The following is a 23,012-nucleotide window of genomic DNA, read 5'->3' on the forward strand; positions in this document are numbered from 1 at the left end:
CGGGCGTCCGCCCGGCGGGGTCGCCCGGCACGCCGCCCACAGGGCCAGGGCGGGCGCGGCGGCGACCGTCGCGACGACGGTGGTCGTGACGGCCCGGTGCCGCAGGCGGCTGAGCCGGTCCGCGCGGTCCGGGGGCGGCAGGGGGAACCCTTCCCTGTCGTAGCGGGGGCCGCCGGTGACGCCCGGGAGCCGCTGAGGACCCGGGTCGGCCCGCCGCAGGGCGGCCCGGACGGCGGCGAGGGGCGCCCCGACGAGCGGGAGCCCGTCACGGGCGGCGGCCGTACCCGGCCAGGGCGCGCCCGCGGTGACCCGCTCCGCCGTGCGACGGCACTCGGCGCAGTCGTCCACGTGCCGGACCAGCTCGCCGCGGACGGACGCTCCCAGTGGCGCCCCGGCGTCCCCGCCGCCCGCCGCGAAACGGGCGACGACCGGGCAGCGGCCCGAGGCGACGACGGCGAGCGCCGTGCGCGTCCGCTCCACCTCACAGGCCGCACCGGCGAGCAGGGCCCTGGCGGCGCCAAGGTCGAGCCGCAGGACCATGGCCACGTCGTCCGGGGCGAGTCCGTGCCGCACAGCCAGTTCGAGCGCCTCCCGCTGCGCACCGTCCGTCCCCGCCGCCTCCGGCCAGACCAGCCTTCCGAGCTCCGCCCGCTGCCGCGGCCCGGGGCAGCCCGGCGGCCGGACCTGACCCGCGGCAAGCCGGCGCTGACACGCCCACCGGGCCAGCGCGTAGCGCCACGGCCGAAGCCCATCGGCCGCCGGCGCGCGGTCCGCACGGCGCTCGGCGAGGACGAGGGCCTCGACGAGGGCCGCGGTGGCCGCCTCGGGGTCCTGGAGGAGGGAGAGGCAGTACGTGTAGAGACCGTCGAGGTGGGTGGCCGGGAGGGGCGGGCGGGTCGGGCCGGGGGCGGTGCCTGGGTCGGCGTCGGGACCAGCGTCGGGGCCGGGGTCATGGACGGAGTTGAGGCCAGGTCCGGAGCCATGGTCGGAGCGGCGGTCCGGGCCGGGGTCGGGCTCAGGGTTGGGGTTGGGGTGAAAGCCGGACCCGGAGTCGGGGTCGGAACCACGGCCCGCCTCGTGGCCGGGGGGCGTGACGGCCGGGGGCCGGGCGGCGCCGTCCGCGCGGTGGGGCGGGCGGGGCCCGCCGGTGGCGTGCGGGGGCTGCTCGTGCCTGCTCGTCATCATCCCGGCGACCGTAGGGCGACCCGGATGGGCGCTTCGCGATGCTCACCCGGGTTTACCCCGTACGGGGGAGCTCATCCCGGGAAGGGCGGCAGGAACCGTACGTCCCGGGCGACGTGACGGCGCGGAGCGCGCCGGGGCACGCCGGGGCGGCCCGGTGCGCGCCGTGGGCGGGACGCGCCGGGCGCGCACTGCGGGAGCCCTGCCCCATCCCCGCCCTTTCACCGTTTCCCGGGAGGGCCCGGCCCCCTGAGCCGCGCTGCGCGCGGCGTCCTCAAGCGCCGGACGGGCTGGATCCCGGGCGCTGCCCCGGCGGTCCCCGTGAAAGCGGCTTCGCCGCTTGTCCTCCAACTCCCCCAGAGGGGCCCCCGGCCCGGAACAGACCGCGTTGTCAGTGGTTGCCGCTACGGTGACCCGCATGGCTGCCCGTACCTCTCGCTCGTCCGCCAAGGACCGGCCCTCCTACCGCTGCACCGAGTGCGGCTGGACCACTGCCAAGTGGCTCGGCCGCTGCCCGGAGTGCCAGGCGTGGGGCACGGTCGAGGAGTACGGCTCGCCGGCCGTGCGCACGACCGCGCCCGGGCGGGTGACGTCGGCGGCGCTGCCCATCGGGCAGGTGGACGGCCGGCAGGCGACCGCGCGGGGCACCGGGGTGCCGGAGCTCGACCGGGTGCTGGGCGGCGGGCTGGTGCCCGGCGCGGTGGTGCTGCTGGCGGGCGAGCCGGGCGTGGGGAAGTCGACGCTGCTGCTGGACGTCGCGTCGAAGTCGGCCTCCGACGAGCACCGCACGCTGTACGTGACGGGCGAGGAGTCGGCGAGCCAGGTGCGGCTGCGCGCCGACCGCATCGGCGCGCTCTCGGACCACCTGTACCTGGCCGCGGAGACGGACCTGTCGGCCGTCCTGGGCCACCTGGACTCGGTCAAGCCCTCCCTCCTGATCCTCGACTCGGTGCAGACGGTCGCCTCCCCGGAGATCGACGGCGCTCCCGGCGGCATGGCCCAGGTGCGCGAGGTGGCCGGCGCCCTCATCCGCGCCTCCAAGGAGCGCGGGATGTCAACGCTCCTCGTCGGCCACGTCACCAAGGACGGCGCGATCGCCGGCCCCCGCCTGCTGGAGCACCTGGTGGACGTCGTCCTGCACTTCGAGGGCGACCGGCACGCCCGCCTGCGCCTGGTGCGCGGCGTGAAGAACCGCTACGGGGCGACGGACGAGGTGGGCTGCTTCGAGCTGCACGACGAGGGCATCACCGGCCTGGCCGACCCGAGCGGGCTGTTCCTGACCCGCAGGGCCGAGCCGGTGCCGGGCACCTGCCTGACGGTCACCCTGGAGGGCCGCCGCCCGCTGGTGGCCGAGGTGCAGGCGCTCACGGTGGACTCCCAGATCCCCTCGCCCCGGCGCACCACCTCGGGCCTGGAGACCTCCCGGGTCTCGATGATGCTGGCGGTGCTCGAACAGCGGGGCCGCATCAGCGCCCTGGGCAAGCGCGACATCTACAGCGCCACCGTGGGCGGAGTGAAGCTCTCCGAGCCCGCCGCCGACCTGGCCGTCGCCCTGGCCCTGGCCAGCGCCGCGAGCGACACCCCGCTGCCGAAGAACCTGGTGGCCATCGGCGAGGTGGGCCTCGCGGGCGAGGTCCGGCGGGTCACGGGCGTCCAGCGCCGGCTGGCGGAGGCCCACCGGCTCGGTTTCACCCACGCGCTGGTGCCGTCCGATCCCGGGAAGGTGCCCGCCGGAATGCGGGTGCTCGAAGTCGCCGACATAGCCGATGCGCTGCGCGTACTCCCCCGTGGACGGCGCCGCGGAAGCGCGGCCGACGACGGCGGGGAGGCTCCGGCGCGGGCCCGGCCGGAGGACGCCCCTCTTCAATCGGCTCGACGCCAGTAGACTTTCCCCTGGTCCCGCCCTCCCCCAGCACGCGACCGGAAACGGGGGCGCGGGGGCGGTCCGCGGCCACCGTTGACCATGCGACCGGAGGAGTGCAGTGGCAGCCAACGACCGGGCATCGGGCCCCGGCAGGGCCGGGGGCGGCTCCGGTGGCTCCCATGCCGACGGCCTGATGCGCGCTTCGCTGAGCGCCGTCGCGCCCGGCACGGCCCTGCGCGACGGCCTTGAACGCGTTCTTCGCGGCAATACGGGCGGGCTCATCGTCCTCGGCATGGACAAGACCGTCGATTCGATGTGCACCGGCGGTTTCGTCCTTGATGTGGAGTTCTCCGCGACCAGGCTCCGCGAGCTGTGCAAGCTCGACGGCGCGCTGATCCTCGACAAGGACATCACCAAGATCGTCCGGGCGGGTGTGCAGCTCGTGCCGGACGCGTCGATCCCCACCGAGGAGACCGGCACCCGGCACCGCACGGCGCAGCGGGTCTCCATCCAGTGCGGCTTCCCCGTCGTCTCCGTGAGCCAGTCCATGCGGCTGATCGCGCTGTACGTGGGCGGGGAGCGGCGTGTGCTGGAGGAGTCCGGCGCGATCCTGTCCCGCGCCAACCAGGCGCTGGCCACCCTGGAGCGGTACAAGCTCCGGCTGGACGAGGTGGCCGGCACGCTCTCCGCCCTGGAGATCGAGGACCTGGTCACCGTCCGGGACGTCACGGCGGTCTCCCAGCGCCTGGAGATGGTGCGGCGCATCGCCACGGAGATCGCGGAGTACGTCGTCGAGCTGGGCACCGACGGCCGTCTCCTCTCCCTCCAGCTGGACGAGTTGATCGCCGGCGTGGAGCCGGAGCGGGACCTGGTGGTCAGGGACTACGTCCCCGAGCCGACCGCCAAGCGCACCCGCACGGTCCCCGAGGCGCTCACCGAGCTCGACGCACTCACCCACACCGAGCTGCTCGAACTGCCCATCGTCGCCCGGGCCCTGGGCTACAGCGGCTCCCCCGAGACGCTGGACTCGGCCGTCTCCCCCCGGGGCTACCGCCTGCTGGCCAAGGTGCCGCGGCTGCCCGGCGCCATCATCGAGCGGCTGGTGGACCACTTCGGCGGGCTCCAGAAGCTGCTGGCCGCGAGCGTGGACGACCTCCAGGCCGTGGAGGGCGTCGGCGAGGCCCGCGCCCGCTCGGTCCGCGAGGGGCTGTCGCGCCTGGCCGAGTCGTCGATCCTCGAACGGTACGTGTAGCCGGTACGACGGGAAAGGGGCCCCGAGTGGGGCCCCTTTCCCGTCGTCTCTCGTCGTCCGTGCTCTCGCGGAGGTCTCGTCAGCCCTTGCCCAGGACGAACTGCACCCGGTCGGTGACCCCCGCCACCTTGACCTCGACCCGGTAGACGCCTGCTCCCGCCGCCGCCCCGGCCCCGGCCGACGGGGCCGCGCACTGGGGGGCGCTCCGCTTGCGGTCCCACTCCAGCGTGCGCTTGGTCTCGCCCGACCCGGGCACCTCGACCAGCACCTCGCCCCGCCCACGCGGGCAGTCGTCGGAGGCCCACACGTGCTGCGCACCGGACTGGTCGGTGATCTTGAGGGTGGCGGTCGGCGACCCGAGGTCGACCTTGCAGGCGCCGCTGCCGGAGTTCTTGACCACGATCTCGAACTTGGGCCGTTCGCCCGGCCCGTAGGAGCCCTTGACGCTGCGCACCGTCAAGTGCACCGACCCTGACGTGCAGTCAGGCACCGGGGTGCCCTTGGCCAGGACCTTGCCGTCACCGGCCCCCAGCACCCCCGCGGCAGGACCCGCCCCGGAGCCGCCCGCGCCCCCGGAACCGCCCGAGCCACCCGCGCCACCGGAACCACCGGCGCCACCGCCCGTACCGGCACCGCCGCCACCGCTGCCGCCGCCGACCGTGCCCAGGCCGCCGACGCTGCCACCGCCCGCACCGGCGCCGCCACTGCCGCTGCCGCCCGAGCCGCCCCCGGCGCCGCCCGACTCGTCACGGCCGCCGGGGCGTTGGCTGTAGTGCGTACCGGAGGGCGTCGGACCGGGGGTGATGGTGGCGCCGCCCGAGTCCCCGCCGCCCTTGGAGGCGCCGTTCTTGCCGTCGGACGAACCGTCCTCACCGCCGAGCGTGAGCAGCCACACCACCAGCAGGGCGAGAAGGCCGAGCACGGCAAGCGCAACTCCCCTCCGTCGCCAATAAATGGAGGAGGGAAGCGGCCCGATCGGATTGCGCAGTGATCCCACGCGAAAACTCTACGAGAGATCCGGCTGGGCTCCACCCCGTACCCGCCGTATGAGTGCCTACTTTTCTCATCATCTGCCCGGCGGCGCCTGGCTCCATGCCGTTTGACGCAGCAAATTTCACGCCGTTTCAGGAACCGGCGGCGGACCGGCGGCGGGCCGGCTCCACTCGGACTTGTGCCCGAACCCCCGCCCGTTGTCGACGAGTCGGAGCCAGTCGGGGCGCAGCTCCCACAGTTCGGCCCGCTCCAGCGCCTGGCGCAGCCGCTCCGAACCCTCCACGTAGGGGAAGCGGGAACGGTAGGCCGCCCAGGCCACCTCGCGGTCCGCGCCCTTGAGGGGGCGGCAGGTGCCGCGCCCCTGAAGTCCGGTGAGGGCGGTCCACTCCTGACCGTCGCGCTGCGCGGTGAAGGCGACACGGGCGCCACCCGCCGCCAGGGCGCGGCCGTGACGTGTGGTGGTGGAGGTGACAAAGAAGAGGGAGATGTCTTCAGTGTTCGCACCGTTGCCCGAAACATTCGCTCCCTCCGCCGCCCTGGCACCACTCACCGCGTAGAACACCGCGCACGCCTGCGGCCCCTCGTCGTCGGTGTAGGCGAGGGTGAGCGTGGTGTGCGCGTCGAGGGCCGCGCGGAGGTCCGGCGGGAGTCCTGCGGCCGGTCCGGTCTGCGTCTCCGTCATGATTCCATTCCACCGCGCCCGCCCGGGCGGGACCAACCGGGGCCCTTTCCCGAGCCGTTGCGCTCGTCGAAATCCCGTCGAATCCCGTCGAGTCCACCGGCCCGGCGACCCATTCAGGACCGGTGACAGACGAAGCGGCGGCTCCCGTTGCCCGCCGTCTCCACGATCGCGCTCGGACAGCCCTCGGGGCACACCGGCGCCGCGGCCGCGGTGTTGCGGTACCGCTCCGGCGGGTGCTTGCAGGCGGAGCAGAACCAGCCCGGCGCGAGACCGGGCACGGGCGTCATGTCCCACCACAGCGGGTTCGCGCACGCGCGGCAGCGGACGAGGGGCGGGGCTTTGCGGCGGCCTTCCACGCGGTCCATGGTCGGGCGCCGGTCCGTACGACGGGCCTCCCCGCCGGACGGGATCACCCGTACGAGGTCCCCGCACGTCCCGTCGTCACCACCGCCGACGCCGCCGTTGTCACCCCCGTCACCCCCGTCGCCACCCCCGCACGGGCCCGTGAAGTCGGCGTTTTCCCGCCCCGGGCACCCCCGTGCCAGGATCGGAGGCGCCATGACTACGACTCCCGCCCTGCCTTCGCAGGCCCAGGCCGCAGACTCCTCAGCCCCCGGGACCCACGAGGCCCCCGGGACCGACAAGGCCCCCGCAGCTCCCACCCTCCACACCCCCGTCATCGCCTGGTTCGAGGCCAACGCCCGCGACCTGCCCTGGCGGCGCCCGGAGGCCGGCCCCTGGGGGGTGATGGTCAGCGAGTTCATGCTGCAGCAGACGCCCGTCAGCCGCGTCCTGCCGGTGTACGAGGAGTGGCTCGCCCGCTGGCCGCGCCCGGCCGCCCTGGCCGCGGAGCCGCCGGGTGAGGCGGTCCGCGCCTGGGGCCGGCTCGGCTACCCGCGCCGGGCGCTGCGGCTGCACGCCGCCGCGACGGCGATCACCGAGCGGCACGGCGGCAAGGTTCCTGACGACCACGCGGAGCTGCTGGCGCTGCCGGGCGTCGGCGAGTACACGGCCGCCGCCGTGGCGTCCTTCGCGTACGGGCGGCGCCACGCGGTCCTGGACACCAACGTCCGCCGGGTCTTCGCCCGCGCCGTCTCCGGGGTCCAGTACCCGCCGAACGCCACCACCGCCGCCGAGCGCCGGCTGGCCCGCGAGCTGCTGCCCGGCGAGGAGGCGGTGGCCGCCCGCTGGGCGGCGGCGACCATGGAGCTCGGCGCGCTGGTGTGCACGGCCCGTACGCCGGTGTGCGGCCGCTGTCCGATCGCCGCCCGGTGCGCCTGGCGCGCCGCCGGCTCCCCGGCCCACGACGGCCCGCCGCGCCGCGGCCAGACCTACGCGGGCACGGACCGCCAGGTGCGCGGCAAGCTGCTGGCGGTGCTGCGGGAGGCCGTGGCGCCGGTGCCGCAGGGGGCGCTGGACGCGGTGTGGGACGAGCCGGTGCAGCGGGCCAGGGCGCTCGACGGCCTGGTCGCGGACGGCCTGGTGGAGCCGCTGGAGGACGGGACGTACCGGCTGCCCCTGACGTGAGGACGCCGGGGCGGACCGGACCCGGAGGCACCCTCCGAACCGGACAGAGCCGCTCTTTCCCCCCTCCTGTTACACAACCTATGGACAGCTGTGCACCATCCGCAGTGCTGCTGCACACCGCGTCGCAACAGCTCGTCCGTAGCGTCCTCTCCGTGCTGGAGAACTGTCCGGCGCACCAGGCAGGCACGGGGACGCAAGCGGAATGGAGGCTGCGAGTATGGCCAGCAGCGGCAAGGTTCTGGACTTCGAAGAGTACGTTCGCAACCGTCAGGACGCCCTCCTGCGCAGCGCGCGACGGCTCGTTCCGGACCCCATCGACGCTCAGGACCTGCTCCAGACCGCCCTGGTCCGCACCTACGGCCGCTGGGACGGCATAGCGGACAAGTCCCTCGCCGACGCCTACCTCCGCCGTGTCATGATCAACACTCGTACGGAGTGGTGGCGCGCCCGCAAGCTCGACGAGGTGCCCACCGAGCAGCTCCCCGACGCCTGCGTCGAGGACGGCACGGAGCAGCACGCCGACCGTGCGCTGCTGATGGACATCCTCGGAGTCCTCGCACCCAAGCAGCGCAGCGTCGTGGTGCTGCGACACTGGGAGCAGATGAGCACCGAGGAGACCGCGGAGGCGCTCGGCATGTCGACCGGCACGGTCAAGAGCACCCTGCACCGGGCGCTGGCGAGGCTGCGCCAGGAGCTGGAGAACCGGGACCTGGACTTCCACGCTCTCGATCGCGACGAGCGGGGGCAGGAACGGTGCGCGGCCTGAGAAAGGCGATCAGGGACGAGGCCGACGGTACGGACCCGGCCGCCCGCCCCGCACGACCCGCGTTGATCGCCAGTGGCGCGGTCACCGCGCTCGCCGCCGTCGCCGGACTGCTGCTCGTCGGCTGCAACGCGAGCAGCGAGGGCGTCCGCAAGGAGGGCCCTGCCCAGCCCCAGTCGGCGGCGAAGGCCGAGAAGCCCTCCGCGGCCCCCTCCGCCTCGGCCACCCGGCTGAAGGTCGACGCAGCGGCCCTGATCAAGTCGGATCCCAAGATCAGCGACGCGGTGAAGAAGAACTTCAAACCGTGCGTGAAGGACCAGTACCCGGTCGACGTGATCTACGGCCGGATGACCGACGGGTCCCGGGACGACGTCGTGGTGAACATCCTGACGTGCGCCGATGCCATCGGCATCGGTTCGTATGTGTACCGTGCCAAGGGCGACTCGTACGAGAATGTGTTCTCGTCCGAGCAGTCACCCGTCTACGCCGACATCGATCGCGGTGATCTCACGGTCACCACGCAGATCTACGGTTCGGGCGATCCGGTCGCCGACCCGTCGGGCGAGGACGAGGTGACGTACCACTGGTCGGACGGCAAGTTCCGGGAGACCGGACGCACGCACACCGACTTCAGCAAGGTGGGCGGCACCAAGAGCGAGAATTCGGGCTAGGAGGGCTGGGAGCGGCGTGGCCGATACGCATGTGCTCTTCGTCGAGGACGACGACGTGATCCGCGAAGCGACGCAGCTCGCCCTCGAACGGGACGGCTTCGTCGTCACCGCGGTGCCCGACGGGCTGCTGGGTCTTGAGCGGTTCCGGGAGCAGCGCCCGGACATCGCCCTGCTGGACGTGATGGTCCCGGGCCTGGACGGCGTCAGCCTGTGCCGGCGCATCCGCGACGAGTCCACCGTCCCCGTGATCATGCTGTCCGCGCGCGCGGACTCCATCGACGTCGTCCTCGGCCTGGAGGCCGGCGCGGACGACTATGTGACCAAGCCCTTCGACGGCGCCGTGCTGGTCGCCCGGATCCGGGCCGTGCTGCGCCGCTTCGGCCACGCCGGCGGCGCGGCGGGGGCCGGGGGCGACGAGCACGGCGGGATCGAGGGCGGTGGCCTGCTGCGCTTCGGCGACCTGGAGGTCGACACGGAGGGCATGGAGGTCCGCAAGGGCGGCGAGCCCGTCGGCCTGACCCCGACCGAGATGCGGCTGCTGCTGGAGTTCTCGGCGGCCCCGGGCACCGTGCTCTCCCGGGACCGGCTGCTCGAACGCGTCTGGGACTACGGCTGGGGCGGCGACACGCGCGTGGTGGACGTCCATGTGCAGCGGCTGCGCGGCAAGATCGGTCAGGACCGCATCGAGACGGTCCGCGGTTTCGGTTACAAACTCAGAGGCTGAGACTCCGTGACCCGCCCCCACCCGGTCGAGGAGTTCTCCACGCCATGGTGAAGCTCGCCCTCCGCAGCGGACTGCGCTGGAAGGTCAGCCTCGCCATCGCGGGCGTCGGCGCGCTGGTCGCCGTGGCGCTGAGCCTGGTCGTGCACAACGCCGCCCGCGCCTCGATGATCAACAGCAGCCGTGACGTGATGGACCAGCGCATCCAGCTGGCCGCGCGGTACTACGACTCCAACAACCGGACGATGCTGCACGCCAGGGTCGACGACCCGGCGCTCCCCAAGCAGCTGCGGGAGGCCGCCTCGCTCGGGCAGCGCGCCACCTACGTCCAGGACAGCGACGGCTCCGCCCCGCAGGTGTGGGCGGCCGTCACGGTGCGCAACGGCAAGATCCTCTCGATCCACCAGCCGTTCCAGGACCGGCTGAAGATCCTCGACGAGATGGACCGGGCGCTGATCATCGGCTCGGTCTCGGTGGTCCTGGGCGGCTGCGCCCTGGGCATCCTCATCGGCGGCCAGCTCTCCCGGCGGCTCCGCAAGGCGTCCGCCGCCGCGCGCAAGCTCGCCGACGGCGACCGCGAGGTCCGGGTGCGGGAGGCCATCGGCGGGCGGGTCCGCGACGAGACCGACGATCTGGCCCGGGCCGTGGACGGCATGGCCCAGGCGCTCCAGGACCGGCTGGAGGCGGAGCGGCGGGTCACCGCCGACATCGCGCACGAGCTGCGCACCCCCGTCACCGGCCTGCTCACCGCCGCCGAGCTGCTGCCCCCGGGCCGGCCCACCGAGCTGGTCAGGGACCGCGCCCAGGCGATGCGGACGCTGGTCGAGGACGTGCTGGAGGTGGCCCGGCTGGACGGGTTCGCCGAGCGGGCCGAGATGCAGGAGATCGAACTCGGCGAGTTCGTGGTGCGCCGGGTGCGGACCTTCTCGCCCGACGCCCGCGTCACCGTCGTCCGCCACGCGTACGTCTCCACCGACCCCCGGCGCCTGGAGCGCATCCTGGGGAACCTGCTGGCCAACGCCGCCAAGCACGGCAGGCCGCCCATCGACGTCACCGTCGAGGGCCGGGTGCTGCGGGTGCGCGACCATGGCCCGGGCTTCCCCGAGGATCTGCTGCGGGAGGGGCCCAGCCGCTTCCGCACGGGCAGCGAGGACCGCGCGGGCAAGGGCCACGGCCTGGGCCTGACGATCGCCTCGGGCCAGGCCCGGGTGCTCGGCGCCCGGCTGAACTTCCGCAACGCGGACCCCGAGGCGGAGGGCGGGGGCGGCGCGATCGCGGTGCTGTGGCTGCCGGAGTCGTCGCCGACGAGCACCGGGAGCTTCCCGGTCATCCGGGTGCCGGACTGACGGAGAGCCCCCGGCGGTCCCCGCTAGAGTTCCGTGCCGCAACTGAAAGCACGGAGGAGCAGGGGGATTCATGGGGCTCAAGGGACGGCTCGGGAACGTCGGCGGGGCGCTGGGCCAGGCGGCGAGCGCCGGCCGGGCGGCCGCGGAACGCGCCGCGACGGCCGGGCGGGAGGCGGCCGGCCGGTCCACGACGGCGGGGAGGGCGGCGGCGGACGCGGGACGCGACCGGATGGCCGCCGGCGGGGACTGGGTCATGGAGGCCCTGGCGCGCATCGGCGCCCCGCAGGCACCGGCCACCGAGCCCTGGGAGGTCTCCCTCGGCAAGCTGATCAGCAGCCACCCGCTGGTCCCGGACGCGCTGGCGAAGCCGCTCAAGCTCCTCAACCGGTTCGGCGCGGTGCGCGTCGGCCCCGACTCCGTCGGCTTCGACAGCGACGACATCCCGTGGGACAAGGTCACCGAGATCCGCATGATCGGCGGCTACCGCTCGCTGACGAAGGAAGTGATCGACGGGGCCTTCGACGGCGTCCGGCGCGTCCTGATCGCCGTCCCGGGCCGCGACTGGGTCCTGGACCGGGTCTCGGAAGCCCTCACCTCGCTCCTCTTCCGCCGCCTGCGCGGTGCGGACGAGTCGGGCACGGTGCAGGACGTGCTCGTGCCCGGCGAGATCGTGTACCGGGGCTCGCTCGGCCGGAAGAAGACCTGCCCCGCGAGCCTCTACCCCATCGCGTTCCTGCTCGGCAGCCCCGAGGTCGTGCACGGCCTCCTCACCACGGCCGAGGCCCACGGCGTCACGGTCGTCCGCCCCGAGGGCGGCCTGGACGTCGTGGAGCTGGCGGTGCTCAGGGAGCTGGAGGCGCGGGCCGGCGGCCAGGGCAAGACCCTGTCCCCGGCCGGCGGCGCCGAATGACGCCCGCCCCCTGAGACACCGCGGGCGGGGAACCCGCATGGGTTCCCCGCCCGGGGGTCACGTCGGCTCGGCCGACGTCAGAGCTTCTCGCCGTGGGCGCTCAGAACGCCGAGCGGCTCGACGGAGGTGCCGTAGTTCGGCGTCGTCCGGATCTCGAAGTGCAGGTGCGGACCGGACGAGTTGCCGGTGGAACCGGACAGACCGATCTGCTGGCCGGTGGTCACGGTCTGGCCGACCTGCACCGCGACGGACGACAGGTGGGCGTACTGCGAGTACGTGTTGTCGTCGTGCTTGATCACGATCGCGTTGCCGTAGGCGGCGCCGTCGCCGCCACCGTTCGCACCGGCCTTGACGACGGTGCCCTTGTGCACGGCCTTCACGGCGGTGCCGCTGGGCACGACCAGGTCCTGGCCGCTGTGCTTGTTGGCCCACATGGCGCCGTCCTTGCCGAACGGCTGGCCGATCACATAGCCGTCCACCGGCTTCACCCAGGCGTCGGCCAGGTTGCGGACCTGGGAACGGTCGGCCCGCTCCTTGTCGGCCGCGCGCTCGGCCTGCTTCGCCTTCTCGGCCTCGGCGGCCTTCACGGCGCGCTCCTTGTCGGCGACCTTCTTCTGCGTCTCGGCCTGTGCCTTCAGCGACTCCCCGAGGGTCGTCGCGGAATCGGCGGACAGTGCGGACATCTCGTGCACGACGGGCTCCGCGGCCAGCGCCACGCCCGCACCCAGTGCCAGCGACGCCCCCAGGCCGACGGCCAGAGTGGTGGCGGTGCGGCGGGTACGGAAAACGGTGCGCTTCGACATAAAGAAAAACCTCCAGGCAGGGATCGATCCCGGCTGCGGACCGGGATCGCCCTACCTTGATAGCCGCCGCTTCCCGCCCCGGCCAAGTGCCCTTTCTACGGCCATTCCTAGTAGTGACCGGGAGGGTATTCAGTCCATTGCCCCCCGGAATTCCGGGACCGCTCCCCGCGATTCCGGAGAACACTTCCCTGCTAATTCGCTTAGTACTCCCGAAATCCCCTGTGTGCCTTGTCACCGGCCCGGGACCTCCGCCTCGCCCGTTTCGGGACCAAGGACCCCCCGCCGCCGGTACGCTCCCGGTCAACACCCGTGTACGCACCGCGACGACCAGGGGGCCCAGGACATGACCGACGCATCTCCCTTCGAAGGCATCGAGCTCGCGGAGGCCGTCGAGGCCATCCGCACCGGCCTCACCAGCGCCGCCGCCACCGGCGCCGGCAAGGACCTGGGCTTCGAGGTCGGCGACATCACCATGGAGTTCGGCATCGAGATGCGCCGCGAGCACAAGGGCTCCGGCAAGGTCCGCGCCTGGGTCGTCGACGCGGGCGTGGACGCCACCCGCGGCTCCTCCCGCACCCACAAGGTGACCTTCACCCTCACCCCGAAGGACATGCGCACCGGCGACGGCTGGAAGGTCGGCAACCAGCGGCCCGGCGGGGTGTCGAACTTCGGGACGGTGGAGCCGGGACAGTGACGCCCGAGGACCGGGTGGTCGCGGTCCTGGGCGTGCGGCAGGGCAGCGGGGTGCTGCTGACGCCGGAGCTGATCCTCACCAGCGGCCACGTCGTCTCCCCCGGGACCGCCACCGAGGCGATAGCCCTGGGCAACCGTGAGCCCACGGCCTGCACCGTCGTGTGGTCCGGCGCGGCCGAGCAGTGCGACGCGGCCCTGCTGCGCGCCCACCGCCCCCTCGTCGACCCGGACGCGCTGCCCCAGCTGCGCTGGGGCGTCCTCTCCACCCGCGAGCCCGTCCCCGGCTGCCAGGCCCTCGGCTTCCCCGACGTCGAACGGTCCGCCGCGGACGACCTCGACATCGCCCAGGTCCCCGGAACCCTCCTCCCCGGCGCCGCCCGCGTCCGCGGCCGCTCCGTCCTGCGCACCGACCACCACCCGCCGGCCCCCGTACGCCCGGGCGCCTCGCCCTGGTCGGGCCTCTCCGGCGGCCCGGTGTACGCCGGGCCGCTGCTGGTGGGCGTCGTCGCCGAGGACCGCGAGGGCTGGCAGCACTCCGCCATCGAGGCCGTCCCGCTCTTCCAGATCCTCGGCAAGCCCGGCTTCACCGCCGCCCTCCGGAAGCACTGGCCCGACCGGCCCGAGGCGATCCCCCTGCACTTCCCGCGCGTGGACGACTTCGCCTACGAGGCGCGGTACGCGGCGGCGGTCAAGGCCCGCTACAGCCGCCTGGAGGTGTTCGGCCTCGACGACCTGGGCGAACACGAGAAGCGCTGGGACCTCGACACGGCGTACCTGAGCCTCCAGGCGGAAGCCGCCCCCGGCCGCGACCGGCTCCCGCAGGAGCCCCGCCGCGTCGAGGACCTGCTGGCCATGCACCCCCGCGCGATCCTCCGCGGCGAGGCCGGCGCCGGCAAGACGACGCTGGTGTGGTGGCTGGCCTCGCACGCCGCCTGCCAGACCCTGCCGAGGAAACTGGCCGCCCTGAACGGCCTCGTCCCCTTCGTCGTCCCCATGCGCCGCCTGGCCGCCCTCGGCATCACCGGCCCCTCCCCGGCCCAGCTGCCCGCCATCGCCATCCAAGAGGACGGCATGCCCGACGGCTGGGCCGGCCGCATGCTCGACTCCGGGCGCGTCCTCCTCCTGGTCGACGGCCTGGACGAACTCCCCCGCACCGACCGCGCCCCCGCCCGCCAATGGCTCGACGAATTCCTCCGCCGCTACCCGCAGACCCGCTGCCTGGCCACGGTCCGGCCGCGCGCCGTCGAGGACGGGTGGCTGGAGTGGCAGGGCTTCGAGGAGCTACGGCTGCTGCCGATGAGCGACGCGGACATCCAGGAGTTCGTGACGGCCTGGCACAACGCGGCGCGTCTGGGCAGACACGGGGAGGAACGCGACCGTCTCGACGAGCTGGAGCGCGACCTGAAGCTGGAGTTCCAGCGCAACAAGGTACTGCGCGACCTGGCGCGCACCCCCCTGCTGTGCGCCGTCATATGCGCCCTGCACCGCCGCCGCAGCGGCCTCCTGCCCCACACCCGCTGGGCCCTCTACCGCGCCGCCCTCGCGATGCTCCTCGGCAACCGCGACGTCCGCCGGGGCATCGGCAAGCCCGAAGGCATCCAGCTGGAGGCCGAGGACGGCCAGCTCCTTCTCCAGCACATCGCGATCTGGCTCGTCCGGAACGGGCAGACGGAACTCACCCGCAAACAAGCGGTCCGCCAGATCGAATTGGCCATGCGCGGCATGCGGCAACTCCGGGCGCATTCGCCCGACGACCTGATGGACCACTTGCTCAACCGCAGTGGCCTCCTTCAGGAACGCACGGCGGATTCCATCCAGTTCATCCACCGCACGTTCCAGGATTTCCTGGCGGCGAAGGAATTCCAGGATTCCGACTCGCTGGAGGAATTGCTCAGCCACGCGGCGGAGGAGCAGTGGCGGGACGTCATCCGGCTGGTGATCGGCCACTGCAACCGGCGCGAGGCGGAGAAGGTGATCCAGAACCTGATCGGGGCGGGTGACACGGCGACGGGGCGTGCGACGCGGTGGGCGCTGCGCACGCTCGCGGCGGAATGCGCGCAGGGGGCAGGGACGCTGGACGATTCGGTGTACGAGGAGGTGTGGGCCGGGGTGCGGGAACTGGGGCCGCCGGACACCTTCCAAGAGGTCATGACGCTGTCCTCGCTGGGCCGGGAGGCGCTCACCGTCATTCCCGGGCCCGACGGCCTGAACAACGGAGCGACGTCCGCCTACGCCGTCGTTCTGGGGCTTCTCGGCCCTGAGGCGATTCCCATGCTGCATCGCTACGGGAAGGCCGGTTCGGGGGAGGTCCGTGGACATGTGGTCGACGCCTGGGGGCTTATGCCCGCGGCACGGTACGCGGAGGACGTCCTGGCCCGCATGCGTCTCGACGACGTCGAAGTGGCGGTCAGCTCACCCAAGCAGGGCGCGCTGCTGCCGGCTCTCGGTCCCATCGGGCAATTCCGCTTCACCGGGAATCTCTGCGAGGAAACCCTCCGCTCGGCCTTGCGGGGCCGGACGGTCAGGAAGGTGTCCGTCGTCGGCAACACCGGGCTGACACATCTCGGCTTCCTGGACGAGTGTCCGGAGATCGAGGAGGTCTCCGTGACGCGCTGCCCGGCACTGCGCGACATTTCCGCACTGGCGGGCCTGCCGCTGAAGCGCCTCAGCCTGTTCGGTCACGGCCTCTCCCGCACAGCGCTGGGCGTACTGGCGGGCCTTCCGGAACTCGCCAGGCTCCAACTGGACAATCCCGGGGACGTTGGCGGAAGGATTCCCGCACCGCTCCCCCGCGTCACGTTCCTCCACGTCAGGGAGACCGTCCACGATCTGTGGCTCGACGGTATCGAAGCCTGGACCGAGCTGCGCAGCCTCGTCGTTTACGACCGGCTCGCCGATCCGGACGACCTCGGCCGACTCGGCGGCATCCCTCACTTCGAGCATCTGATCCTGTCGGACGACGCTCTCGGCGACCGGGAGCCGACCGTTCGGCTGCACCGCGTCCGCAAGGCGACCCTCCGCATGGAGAAAGCCGTCCTCACCGTGCCTCTCCACGAGCTCCTCCCGGAACTGGAGGAGCTCACCCTGCACGTCGCGACCCCCTCCCGAATGCCCGTCCTGGACCTCGACGTCCTCCACCGTCTCCCCGGCCTGGCCGTCACCGTCCAGACCGTCAACGGCACCGTGGGCGTCCGCGACGCCGACCGGTTCGCCGGACGCCTGGGATTCGACGTCAAGCGGATCTGGTGACGCGACCGGCCCCGGAACCGTCACACGGTCCCGGGGCCGGCAGCCCTGCTCAGCAAGCGCTACGCGCGAGCCACCTCACGCGTCCTTGGACAGATTCGGCCCGGCGCCACCGGCCGCCTGCTCCACCGGCGGAGTGTCCGGCAGAGCCGACTTCTCCTCGCCGCGGAAGGTGAACTTCTTCTCCTCGCCCTCGCCCTCGGTGCCGACGACCACGATGTGGCCGGGCCGGAGCTCACCGAAGAGGATCTTCTCGGAGAGGATGTCCTCGATCTCGCGCTGGATCGTCCGGCGCAGCGGACGGGCGCCCAGGATCGGGTCGTAACCGCGCTTCGCGAGCAGCTGCTTCGCGTCGCCGCTCAGCTCGATGCCCATGTCGCGGTCGCGGAGGCGCTCGTCGACCTTGGCGATCATCAGGTCGACGATCTGGATGATGTCTTCCTGCGAGAGCTGGTGGAAGACGACCGTGTCGTCGACACGGTTGAGGAACTCGGGCCGGAAGTGCTGCTTGAGCTCCTCGTTGACCTTGGCCTTCATCCGCTCGTAGCCGGTCTTGACGTCGCCCTGGGCGGCGAAGCCCAGGTTGAAGCCCTTGGAGATGTCCCGGGTGCCGAGGTTGGTCGTCATGATGATGACGGTGTTCTTGAAGTCGACGACCCGGCCCTGGGAGTCGGTCAGGCGACCGTCCTCCAGGATCTGGAGCAGCGAGTTGAAGATGTCCGGGTGGGCCTTCTCGACCTCGTCGAAGAGGACCACGGAGAACGGCTTGCGCCGCACCTTCTCGGTCAGCTGGCCGCCCTCTTCGTAGCCCACGTAGCCGGGGGGCGAACCGAAGAGACGCGAGACCGTGTGCTTCTCGCTGAACTCCGACATGTCGAGGGAGATCAGCGCGTCCTCGTCGCCGAAGAGGAATTCGGCGAGCGTCTTGGACAGCTCGGTCTTACCGACGCCGGACGGGCCGGCGAAGATGAACGATCCGCCCGGACGCTTCGGGTCCTTGAGGCCCGCACGGGTGCGCCGGATGGCCTGGGAGAGCGCCTTGATGGCGTCCTTCTGGCCGATGACGCGCTTGTGCAGCTCGTCCTCCATGCGCAGCAGGCGGGAGGACTCCTCCTCGGTCAGCTTGAAGACCGGGATGCCGGTGGCGGTGGCCAGGACCTCGGCGATCAGCTCGCCGTCGACCTCGGCGACGACGTCCATGTCGCCGGCCTTCCACTCCTTCTCCCGCTTGGCCTTGGCGGCCAGCAGCTGCTTCTCCTTGTCGCGGAGGGAAGCGGCCTTCTCGAAGTCCTGCGAGTCGATCGCGGACTCCTTCTCCCGGCGCACGTCGGCGATCTTCTCGTCGAACTCGCGGAGGTCCGGCGGCGCGGTCATCCGGCGGATGCGCATCCGGGAACCGGCCTCGTCGATCAGGTCGATCGCCTTGTCCGGCAGGAAGCGGTCGGAGATGTAGCGGTCGGCGAGGGTCGCGGCCTGGACCAGCGCCTCGTCGGTGATGGAGACGCGGTGATGGGCCTCGTACCGGTCACGGAGACCCTTGAGGATCTCGATCGTGTGCGGCAGCGACGGCTCGGCGACCTGGATGGGCTGGAAGCGGCGCTCCAGCGCGGCGTCCTTCTCCAGGTGCTTGCGGTACTCGTCGAGCGTGGTCGCGCCGATGGTCTGGAGCTCGCCGCGGGCCAGCATCGGCTTCAGGATCGAGGCCGCGTCGATGGCGCCTTCCGCGGCACCCGCGCCGACGAGCGTGTGGAGCTCGTCGATGAACAGGATGATGTCGCCGCGGGTGCGGATCTCCTTGAGGACCTTCTTCAGGCGCTCCTCGAAGTCACCGCGGTAGCGGGAGCCCGCCACCAGGGCGCCGAGGTCGAGGGTGTAGAGGTGCTTGTCCTTGAGGGTCTCGGGCACCTCGCCCTTGACGATGGCCTGGGCCAGCCCCTCGACGACGGCGGTCTTGCCGACGCCGGGCTCGCCGATGAGGACAGGGTTGTTCTTGGTACGGCGGGACAGCACCTGCATGACCCGCTCGATCTCCTTCTCGCGCCCGATGACCGGGTCGAGCTTGGACTCACGGGCGGCCTGCGTGAGGTTGCGGCCGAACTGGTCCAGGACGAGCGAGGTCGAGGGCGTGCCCTCGGCCGGGCCGCCGGCGGTGGCGGCCTCCTTGCCCTGGTAGCCGGAGAGCAGCTGGATGACCTGCTGCCGCACCCGGTTCAGATCGGCGCCCAGCTTCACGAGGACCTGGGCGGCGACGCCCTCGCCCTCGCGGATCAGGCCGAGCAGGATGTGCTCCGTACCGATGTAGTTGTGGCCGAGCTGGAGGGCCTCGCGGAGCGACAGCTCCAGGACCTTCTTGGCACGGGGGGTGAAGGGAATGTGCCCGGACGGGGCCTGCTGGCCCTGGCCGATGATCTCCTCCACCTGCTGGCGGACCGCCTCGAGCGAAATCCCGAGGCTCTCCAGGGCCTTAGCGGCGACACCCTCACCCTCGTGGATCAGGCCCAGGAGGATGTGCTCGGTGCCGATGTAGTTGTGGTTGAGCATCCGGGCTTCTTCCTGAGCCAGGACGACAACCCGCCGCGCACGGTCGGTGAACCTCTCGAACATCGTTAATCGCTCCTCAGAGCGGTCAGGCAGTAAGGGGTCGGTCCCCTCCCTGTCCTTCCGCATGCTAGTCCCGCGGGACGGGACAGCTCATTCCAACTGCCGACATCCGTCCGGATCACCCCCGCGCCGGCGGGGAAACCTGCTGCCGAACAGCCGACAACTCCTCCAACCCGATGGTGGGAGACGATGTTCCCGCAGGCCAGGCATATACGCTCACCGCCACTACGCCGATGGCGAACGCACGCTTGGCCCGGCCGGGCCGGCCGCACCCCCGGATCTCCCCGGCGGATACGCCCCGGGCCCTGCGGTACCGCCTCTCCCCACGGTGAAAGTCCTACCCCCGGGGGCGGACACTCCATGCGGCGCGGGCCCCTGCGCTCCGCTACGGGCGAACACCCTCGCACCACCGGGAGCGCCTGTGCGCCCCGTACACCTTGTACGGAGCGTGCCCGATTACGGACAGCGCGTAACCTCCGGGGGTCGGCTCAGTTGCACCGTTCATGGCCCCTGTCTACCCCGGCGTTCCCCGCGGCGCCCTCCCCGGCCCCCGGGCCCCGCAGGACGCCGTACCGCGGTCACCGGCCGGGCCGGAGGCCCGTCGGCGCCACTGGTACGAGCACGAGCTGGGCTGGCCCACGACGGACGGCGAGCCGCTGGGGCTGCCGACCGGGGTGCGCTTCGACGCCCTGGGCCTGCCCGCCGGCGCGGGCGCCGCGGTGCTCGCGCGCGTGCGGCCCACGGGGCCGGTGGCGCTCGACCGGCGGGCCGGGACGCTGTGGTTCCTGACCGCCGCGGGCAGCGCGGACGAGCTGCCGGAGCTGCTGCGCTGGCTGGAGTGGGACGGCATCGCCCTGGACCTCACGGCACGGGGCGACGGCGGCCGGATCCCCGCGCCGGTGCCCGTGGGCATCCGGTCCCGGCGGGGCGGGACGCCCGCGGAGAGCGGCCCGTCGGATCCGCGGGAGGCCGTGTGGTTGCGGCCTCCCCGGCCTGGGTGCGAGGTGGAGCCGACACTTCCGGTGACCGGCCTCGGGGGCGGCGGACGCGCCCCCGATCTCGTACGGCTGGTGAGCGCGGCGGCCACGGAGTGCCACCGTGCCCGGCTGCTGCGCGCCGGACGGTCGCGCAGGGGACGGCCGACGGGGGTTCAGCCGTTGGCCTTCTCGTACGCCTCACGAATGTCGGCGGGGACGCGGCCCCGGTCGTTGACGTTGTAACCGTTCTCCTTGGCCCACGCACGGATCTTCGCGGTGTCCTGGCTCGCACCCGCGGAAGCGGCACGGCCACCACGGCTGCGGCCGGCCGACCGGCCGCCGGTCCGACGGCCGTTCTTGGCGTACGGCTCCAGCAGCCCGCGCAGCTTGTCGGCGTTGTCGGTGGTGAGGTCGATCTCGTAGGTCTTGCCGTCCAGAGCGAACGTCACCGTCTCGTCCGCCTCGCCGCCGTCGAGGTCGTCGACAAGAAGGACCTGAACCTTCTGCGCCACGGGGGGATTCCTTTCATCAGCAGAAAAGGGATTACGGAGGAATAGCAAACCGCCTTTCCCGGAAAAACACAAACCCCCGGGGAAGGTTCAGTCGCCGTTCCGCACGGGAACGACGGCTTCCAGGACGGCACGATAGGGGCGCGATTCGGACATAGGGACCGGCGATCACAGATGCAGAAGCATCCGGCTGTTGCCAAGGGTGTTCGGCTTCACCCGTTCGAGACCGAGGAACTCGGCAACACCCTCGTCATAGGAGCGCAGCAGCTCGCTGTAGACATCACCGTCCACCGGTGTCTCACCGATCTCGACGAAGCCGTGCTTCGCGAAGAACTCGACTTCGAAGGTGAGGCAGAAAATACGCCGCACCCCCAGCCAGCGGGCCGTCTGCAGGAGCTTGCCGAGTACCGCGTGGCCGACTCCGCCGCCCTTGACCGCGGGGTCGACGGCCAGCGTGCGGACCTCGGCGAGGTCTTCCCACATCACGTGCAGTGCGCCGCATCCGATGACCGTACCGTCTTCGTCCCGTTCCGCGACCCAGAACTCCTGGATGTCCTCGTAAAGGGTCACCGTCGCTTTGTCGAGCAGGATGCGGTCCCGCGCGTAGGTGTTGATGAGCCGGCGCACGGTGGGCACATCGGAGGTCCGGGCCCTGCGGACCGTGACGACTTTTGCGGGGGCGGGGCTGTCAGATGCTGCGGGCATAAGCGGACGCTATCGCCCTGGCGGTGGCGTGCCCTCCCCGGGCTGGTCGAGTTGGACGACGCGGATCGCGTCGCGGAGGGCTTCCCGTTGTTCGGCCGACATCATGCCGAAGAAGGCGACGAGAGCGGCCGCGGGGTTGTCGCTGACGGACCAGGCTTCGTTCATCAGTGCGGCCGAGTAGGCGGCCCGGTTGGACACCGCCTCATATCGATAGGCACGGCCTTCGGCTTCCCGGCGCAGCCAGCCCTTCTGATACAGGTTGTCCATTACGGTCATGACGGTGGTGTAGGCGATCGACCGTTCCTGCTGAAGGTCTTCGAGGACTTCTCGAACAGTGACCGGCCGGTTCCACTCCCACACACGCGTCATGACGGCGTCTTCCAGATCACCGAGGCGTCGAACCACACGCGAATAATAGTGGGAGATGTCTCGAATGCCGGTTTATCGGGCCGCGAAAAGGGCGTGCGGCCCGGGAAATATCCACCCGGGCCGCACGCCCCGTACGCCGCCGGGTTTCCGGCGGGCGGTTCAGGCGCCGGCGGTCTTGGCCTCCGCGGAACCGGTGGCGGCTTCGGCGCGGGCCACGGCCGCGTCGACGATCGCGTCTTCCTTCGCCTTGTTCGCACCGCCTTGGCTCTTGACGATCGTCACGACCAGCGCGGTGAAAGCGATCGCCATCACCACGGGCGGGACCAGCGCGGCGACATAGTCCATGGCCGTCGGCTCCTTCTGGGTCTGGATTCGATTGGGCGACCCGTCCAGATTACGCGCGCGCCATCGGCGGCCCGTGACGGACCTCCGTATCGCCCCTCACGTGGCCCTCCGGAGCCCGGCCCCCGGCGGGCGGCGCCGGTTTGCGGCGGGGCGGGAAGACCTCGCCCGGGGTGGGGATGGGGCGGTCGGGCCGCGGGCCCTTGGGCGCCGGGGCGGCGGGCGGGGTCTTCGGCCGGTCCGGGGCGGCACCGGGTTTCGCGGGGGGCTTGGCGCCCGGCTTGGGCGCCTCGGGGCCGGCGACGGGACGGAGTACGCCGTCGTGGTCCCGGAGCCCCGGCCGGGCGGCCGGTACGGCGGGGGACGACGGCGGGGCGAGCGGCGCGCAGTCGGCGAGCCGGGCCCGTACGGCCGCCTCCGTGAGCCGTTCACAGCGCTGGAGGAGGGCCCGGCGGCGGCCGGTCTCGGCGGCGCCGGCCGGGACGGCGCACAGGGCGCGCAGGGCGGCCAGGTCCTCCGCCCCCGGGCGGTGGCCGGACGCCAGGGCGTCCTGGAGGCGTTCCACGTAGCCGGGCGCGGTGCCGGGCAGGGCGGCGCGGTAGCGGGCGAGGTCCGCGCGGAGGAAGGCGCGCAGCCTGCCGCCTTCCCTGGCCGCTTCGTCCACGGCCTGCGCGAGCCGGAGGCACTTCTGCTTCTCGGCGTGTTCGGTGCGGGGCTGGAGGGCGATGGCGAGGGCACGGCGGAGCACGCGCAGCTCGTCGGCGCTGAACGCCATGCCGCCGTGGGATCCATAGGGCGTAGGCATGGGCTGACTTTAAGTGCTAAACGGACAATTTTCGCTTAGCGCGGCCCGTGC

At 72.4% G+C, this 23,012-nt stretch carries 21 protein-coding genes and 1 pseudogene; 11 read left to right on the plus strand and 11 right to left on the minus strand.

The genetic code is table 11. The annotated features are described in order from the left end of the window. Window positions 1–1,185: pseudogene (locus HN013_RS14025) on the minus strand (hypothetical protein); the annotation flags it as partial. Between the two features lie 415 nt (window positions 1,186–1,600). Between HN013_RS14025 and radA the strand changes: the two are divergent. Together radA and disA are read left to right on the plus strand one after the other, a co-directional pair. Further along, window positions 1,601–3,067: a DNA repair protein RadA gene (gene radA / locus HN013_RS14030; RefSeq protein WP_171166457.1), complete on the plus strand. Its 1,467-nt coding sequence runs from the start codon at window positions 1,601–1,603 to the stop codon at window positions 3,065–3,067. A 97-nt stretch (window positions 3,068–3,164) separates the two neighbouring features. Further along, on the plus strand, window positions 3,165–4,298 hold the full coding sequence (gene disA, locus HN013_RS14035; RefSeq protein WP_171166458.1) for a DNA integrity scanning diadenylate cyclase DisA: 1,134 nt from the start codon (window positions 3,165–3,167) through the stop codon (window positions 4,296–4,298). A 79-nt stretch (window positions 4,299–4,377) separates the two neighbouring features. On the opposite strand, the gene HN013_RS14040 is transcribed toward disA, so the two are convergent. From HN013_RS14040 to HN013_RS14050, 3 genes are all read right to left on the minus strand, one after another. Beyond that, window positions 4,378–5,220, minus strand: coding sequence for a hypothetical protein (locus tag HN013_RS14040; protein WP_171166459.1), 843 nt, complete (start codon window positions 5,218–5,220; stop codon window positions 4,378–4,380). Between the two features lie 192 nt (window positions 5,221–5,412). Continuing rightward, window positions 5,413–5,973 (minus strand): pyridoxamine 5'-phosphate oxidase, encoded by a 561-nt coding sequence (locus HN013_RS14045; protein WP_171166460.1) that lies wholly within the window; start codon window positions 5,971–5,973, stop codon window positions 5,413–5,415. Between the two features lie 113 nt (window positions 5,974–6,086). Next, window positions 6,087–6,533 carry a hypothetical protein gene (locus tag HN013_RS14050; RefSeq protein WP_171166461.1) on the minus strand — a complete coding sequence of 149 codons (447 nt, stop codon included), beginning with the start codon at window positions 6,531–6,533 and terminating at the stop codon, window positions 6,087–6,089. Between HN013_RS14050 and HN013_RS14055 the strand changes: the two genes are divergently transcribed. The 6 genes from HN013_RS14055 (at window position 6,532) to HN013_RS14080 (ending at window position 11,911) form a co-directional block, all read left to right on the plus strand. Further along, a complete protein-coding gene (locus HN013_RS14055; RefSeq protein ID WP_171166462.1) occupies window positions 6,532–7,500 on the plus strand; it encodes an A/G-specific adenine glycosylase in 969 nt (322 codons plus the stop codon). The genes HN013_RS14050 and HN013_RS14055 overlap by 2 nt on opposite strands. Window positions 7,501–7,717: 217 nt before the next feature. Continuing rightward, window positions 7,718–8,266 (plus strand): SigE family RNA polymerase sigma factor, encoded by a 549-nt coding sequence (locus tag HN013_RS14060; RefSeq protein WP_171166463.1) that lies wholly within the window; start codon window positions 7,718–7,720, stop codon window positions 8,264–8,266. Beyond that, the gene (locus HN013_RS14065; RefSeq protein ID WP_171166464.1) at window positions 8,254–8,934 is read left to right on the plus strand and encodes a hypothetical protein; all 681 of its coding nucleotides are present in this window, start codon (window positions 8,254–8,256) and stop codon (window positions 8,932–8,934) included. The genes HN013_RS14060 and HN013_RS14065 overlap by 13 nt, the downstream gene beginning before the upstream one ends. Before the next feature lie 16 nt (window positions 8,935–8,950). Continuing rightward, on the plus strand, window positions 8,951–9,658 hold the full coding sequence (gene cseB, locus HN013_RS14070) for a two-component system response regulator CseB (RefSeq protein ID WP_171166465.1): 708 nt from the start codon (window positions 8,951–8,953) through the stop codon (window positions 9,656–9,658). Between the two features lie 44 nt (window positions 9,659–9,702). Continuing rightward, entirely contained in the window at window positions 9,703–11,001 is a 1,299-nt protein-coding gene (cseC, locus tag HN013_RS14075; protein ID WP_171166466.1) for a two-component system sensor histidine kinase CseC, read from the plus strand. A 70-nt stretch (window positions 11,002–11,071) separates the two neighbouring features. Next, a complete protein-coding gene (locus HN013_RS14080) occupies window positions 11,072–11,911 on the plus strand; it encodes a hypothetical protein (protein ID WP_171166467.1) in 840 nt (279 codons plus the stop codon). A 77-nt stretch (window positions 11,912–11,988) separates the two neighbouring features. Here the strand turns inward: HN013_RS14080 and HN013_RS14085 are convergent, their stop codons facing one another. Further along, window positions 11,989–12,714, minus strand: coding sequence for a M23 family metallopeptidase (locus HN013_RS14085; RefSeq protein WP_171166468.1), 726 nt, complete (start codon window positions 12,712–12,714; stop codon window positions 11,989–11,991). A 343-nt stretch (window positions 12,715–13,057) separates the two neighbouring features. Here HN013_RS14085 and HN013_RS14090 point away from each other — a divergent pair, with 343 nt between their 5' ends. After that, entirely contained in the window at window positions 13,058–13,408 is a 351-nt protein-coding gene (locus HN013_RS14090) for a trypco2 family protein (RefSeq protein WP_171166469.1), read from the plus strand. Next, complete coding sequence (locus tag HN013_RS14095; RefSeq protein WP_171166470.1) at window positions 13,405–16,656, plus strand: serine protease; 3,252 nt, start codon at window positions 13,405–13,407, stop codon at window positions 16,654–16,656. Before HN013_RS14090 ends, HN013_RS14095 begins: the two co-directional genes overlap by 4 nt. A gap of 75 nt (window positions 16,657–16,731) precedes the next feature. On the opposite strand, the gene HN013_RS14100 is transcribed toward HN013_RS14095, so the two are convergent. Continuing rightward, entirely contained in the window at window positions 16,732–19,257 is a 2,526-nt protein-coding gene (locus HN013_RS14100) for an ATP-dependent Clp protease ATP-binding subunit (RefSeq protein ID WP_004949520.1), read from the minus strand. Between the two features lie 500 nt (window positions 19,258–19,757). Between HN013_RS14100 and HN013_RS14105 the strand changes: the two genes are divergently transcribed. Beyond that, complete coding sequence (locus HN013_RS14105) at window positions 19,758–20,474, plus strand: SCO3374 family protein (protein ID WP_171166471.1); 717 nt, start codon at window positions 19,758–19,760, stop codon at window positions 20,472–20,474. Here the strand turns inward: HN013_RS14105 and HN013_RS14110 are convergent. The 5 genes from HN013_RS14110 to HN013_RS14130 all read right to left on the minus strand — a co-directional run bounded on the left by HN013_RS14110 (window position 20,405) and on the right by HN013_RS14130 (window position 22,961). Beyond that, window positions 20,405–20,743: an Lsr2 family protein gene (locus tag HN013_RS14110; protein WP_171166472.1), complete on the minus strand. Its 339-nt coding sequence runs from the start codon at window positions 20,741–20,743 to the stop codon at window positions 20,405–20,407. The two genes, HN013_RS14105 and HN013_RS14110, sit on opposite strands and share 70 nt — an antisense overlap. A gap of 165 nt (window positions 20,744–20,908) precedes the next feature. Then, a complete protein-coding gene (locus tag HN013_RS14115) occupies window positions 20,909–21,445 on the minus strand; it encodes an amino-acid N-acetyltransferase (RefSeq protein WP_171166473.1) in 537 nt (178 codons plus the stop codon). A 9-nt stretch (window positions 21,446–21,454) separates the two neighbouring features. Further along, complete coding sequence (locus HN013_RS14120) at window positions 21,455–21,850, minus strand: BlaI/MecI/CopY family transcriptional regulator (protein ID WP_171166474.1); 396 nt, start codon at window positions 21,848–21,850, stop codon at window positions 21,455–21,457. A gap of 123 nt (window positions 21,851–21,973) precedes the next feature. Further along, entirely contained in the window at window positions 21,974–22,159 is a 186-nt protein-coding gene (locus HN013_RS14125; RefSeq protein WP_171166475.1) for a hypothetical protein, read from the minus strand. A 49-nt stretch (window positions 22,160–22,208) separates the two neighbouring features. Then, on the minus strand, window positions 22,209–22,961 hold the full coding sequence (locus HN013_RS14130; RefSeq protein ID WP_249375005.1) for a hypothetical protein: 753 nt from the start codon (window positions 22,959–22,961) through the stop codon (window positions 22,209–22,211). Window positions 22,962–23,012: the final 51 nt, after the last annotated feature.

The organism is Streptomyces sp. I05A-00742 (assembly GCF_013055795.1).
GTDB lineage: Bacteria > Actinomycetota > Actinomycetes > Streptomycetales > Streptomycetaceae > Streptomyces.

Excerpts from the sequence above, each read along its gene's own strand:
- radA (WP_171166457.1), top strand. The coding sequence starts at position 1,601 with ATGGCTGCCCGTACCTCTCGCTCGTCCGCCAAGGACCGGCCCTCCTAC.
- HN013_RS14045 (WP_171166460.1), bottom strand. The coding sequence starts at position 5,973 with ATGACGGAGACGCAGACCGGACCGGCCGCAGGACTCCCGCCGGACCTC.
- HN013_RS14055 (WP_171166462.1), top strand. The coding sequence starts at position 6,532 with ATGACTACGACTCCCGCCCTGCCTTCGCAGGCCCAGGCCGCAGACTCC.
- HN013_RS14050 (WP_171166461.1), bottom strand. The coding sequence starts at position 6,533 with ATGGCGCCTCCGATCCTGGCACGGGGGTGCCCGGGGCGGGAAAACGCC.
- HN013_RS14060 (WP_171166463.1), top strand. The coding sequence starts at position 7,718 with ATGGCCAGCAGCGGCAAGGTTCTGGACTTCGAAGAGTACGTTCGCAAC.
- cseC (WP_171166466.1), top strand. The coding sequence starts at position 9,703 with ATGGTGAAGCTCGCCCTCCGCAGCGGACTGCGCTGGAAGGTCAGCCTC.
- HN013_RS14080 (WP_171166467.1), top strand. The coding sequence starts at position 11,072 with ATGGGGCTCAAGGGACGGCTCGGGAACGTCGGCGGGGCGCTGGGCCAG.
- HN013_RS14085 (WP_171166468.1), bottom strand. The coding sequence starts at position 12,714 with ATGTCGAAGCGCACCGTTTTCCGTACCCGCCGCACCGCCACCACTCTG.
- HN013_RS14090 (WP_171166469.1), top strand. The coding sequence starts at position 13,058 with ATGACCGACGCATCTCCCTTCGAAGGCATCGAGCTCGCGGAGGCCGTC.
- HN013_RS14100 (WP_004949520.1), bottom strand. The coding sequence starts at position 19,257 with ATGTTCGAGAGGTTCACCGACCGTGCGCGGCGGGTTGTCGTCCTGGCT.
- HN013_RS14105 (WP_171166471.1), top strand. The coding sequence starts at position 19,758 with ATGGCCCCTGTCTACCCCGGCGTTCCCCGCGGCGCCCTCCCCGGCCCC.
- HN013_RS14115 (WP_171166473.1), bottom strand. The coding sequence starts at position 21,445 with ATGCCCGCAGCATCTGACAGCCCCGCCCCCGCAAAAGTCGTCACGGTC.
- HN013_RS14125 (WP_171166475.1), bottom strand. The coding sequence starts at position 22,159 with ATGGACTATGTCGCCGCGCTGGTCCCGCCCGTGGTGATGGCGATCGCT.
- HN013_RS14130 (WP_249375005.1), bottom strand. The coding sequence starts at position 22,961 with ATGCCTACGCCCTATGGATCCCACGGCGGCATGGCGTTCAGCGCCGAC.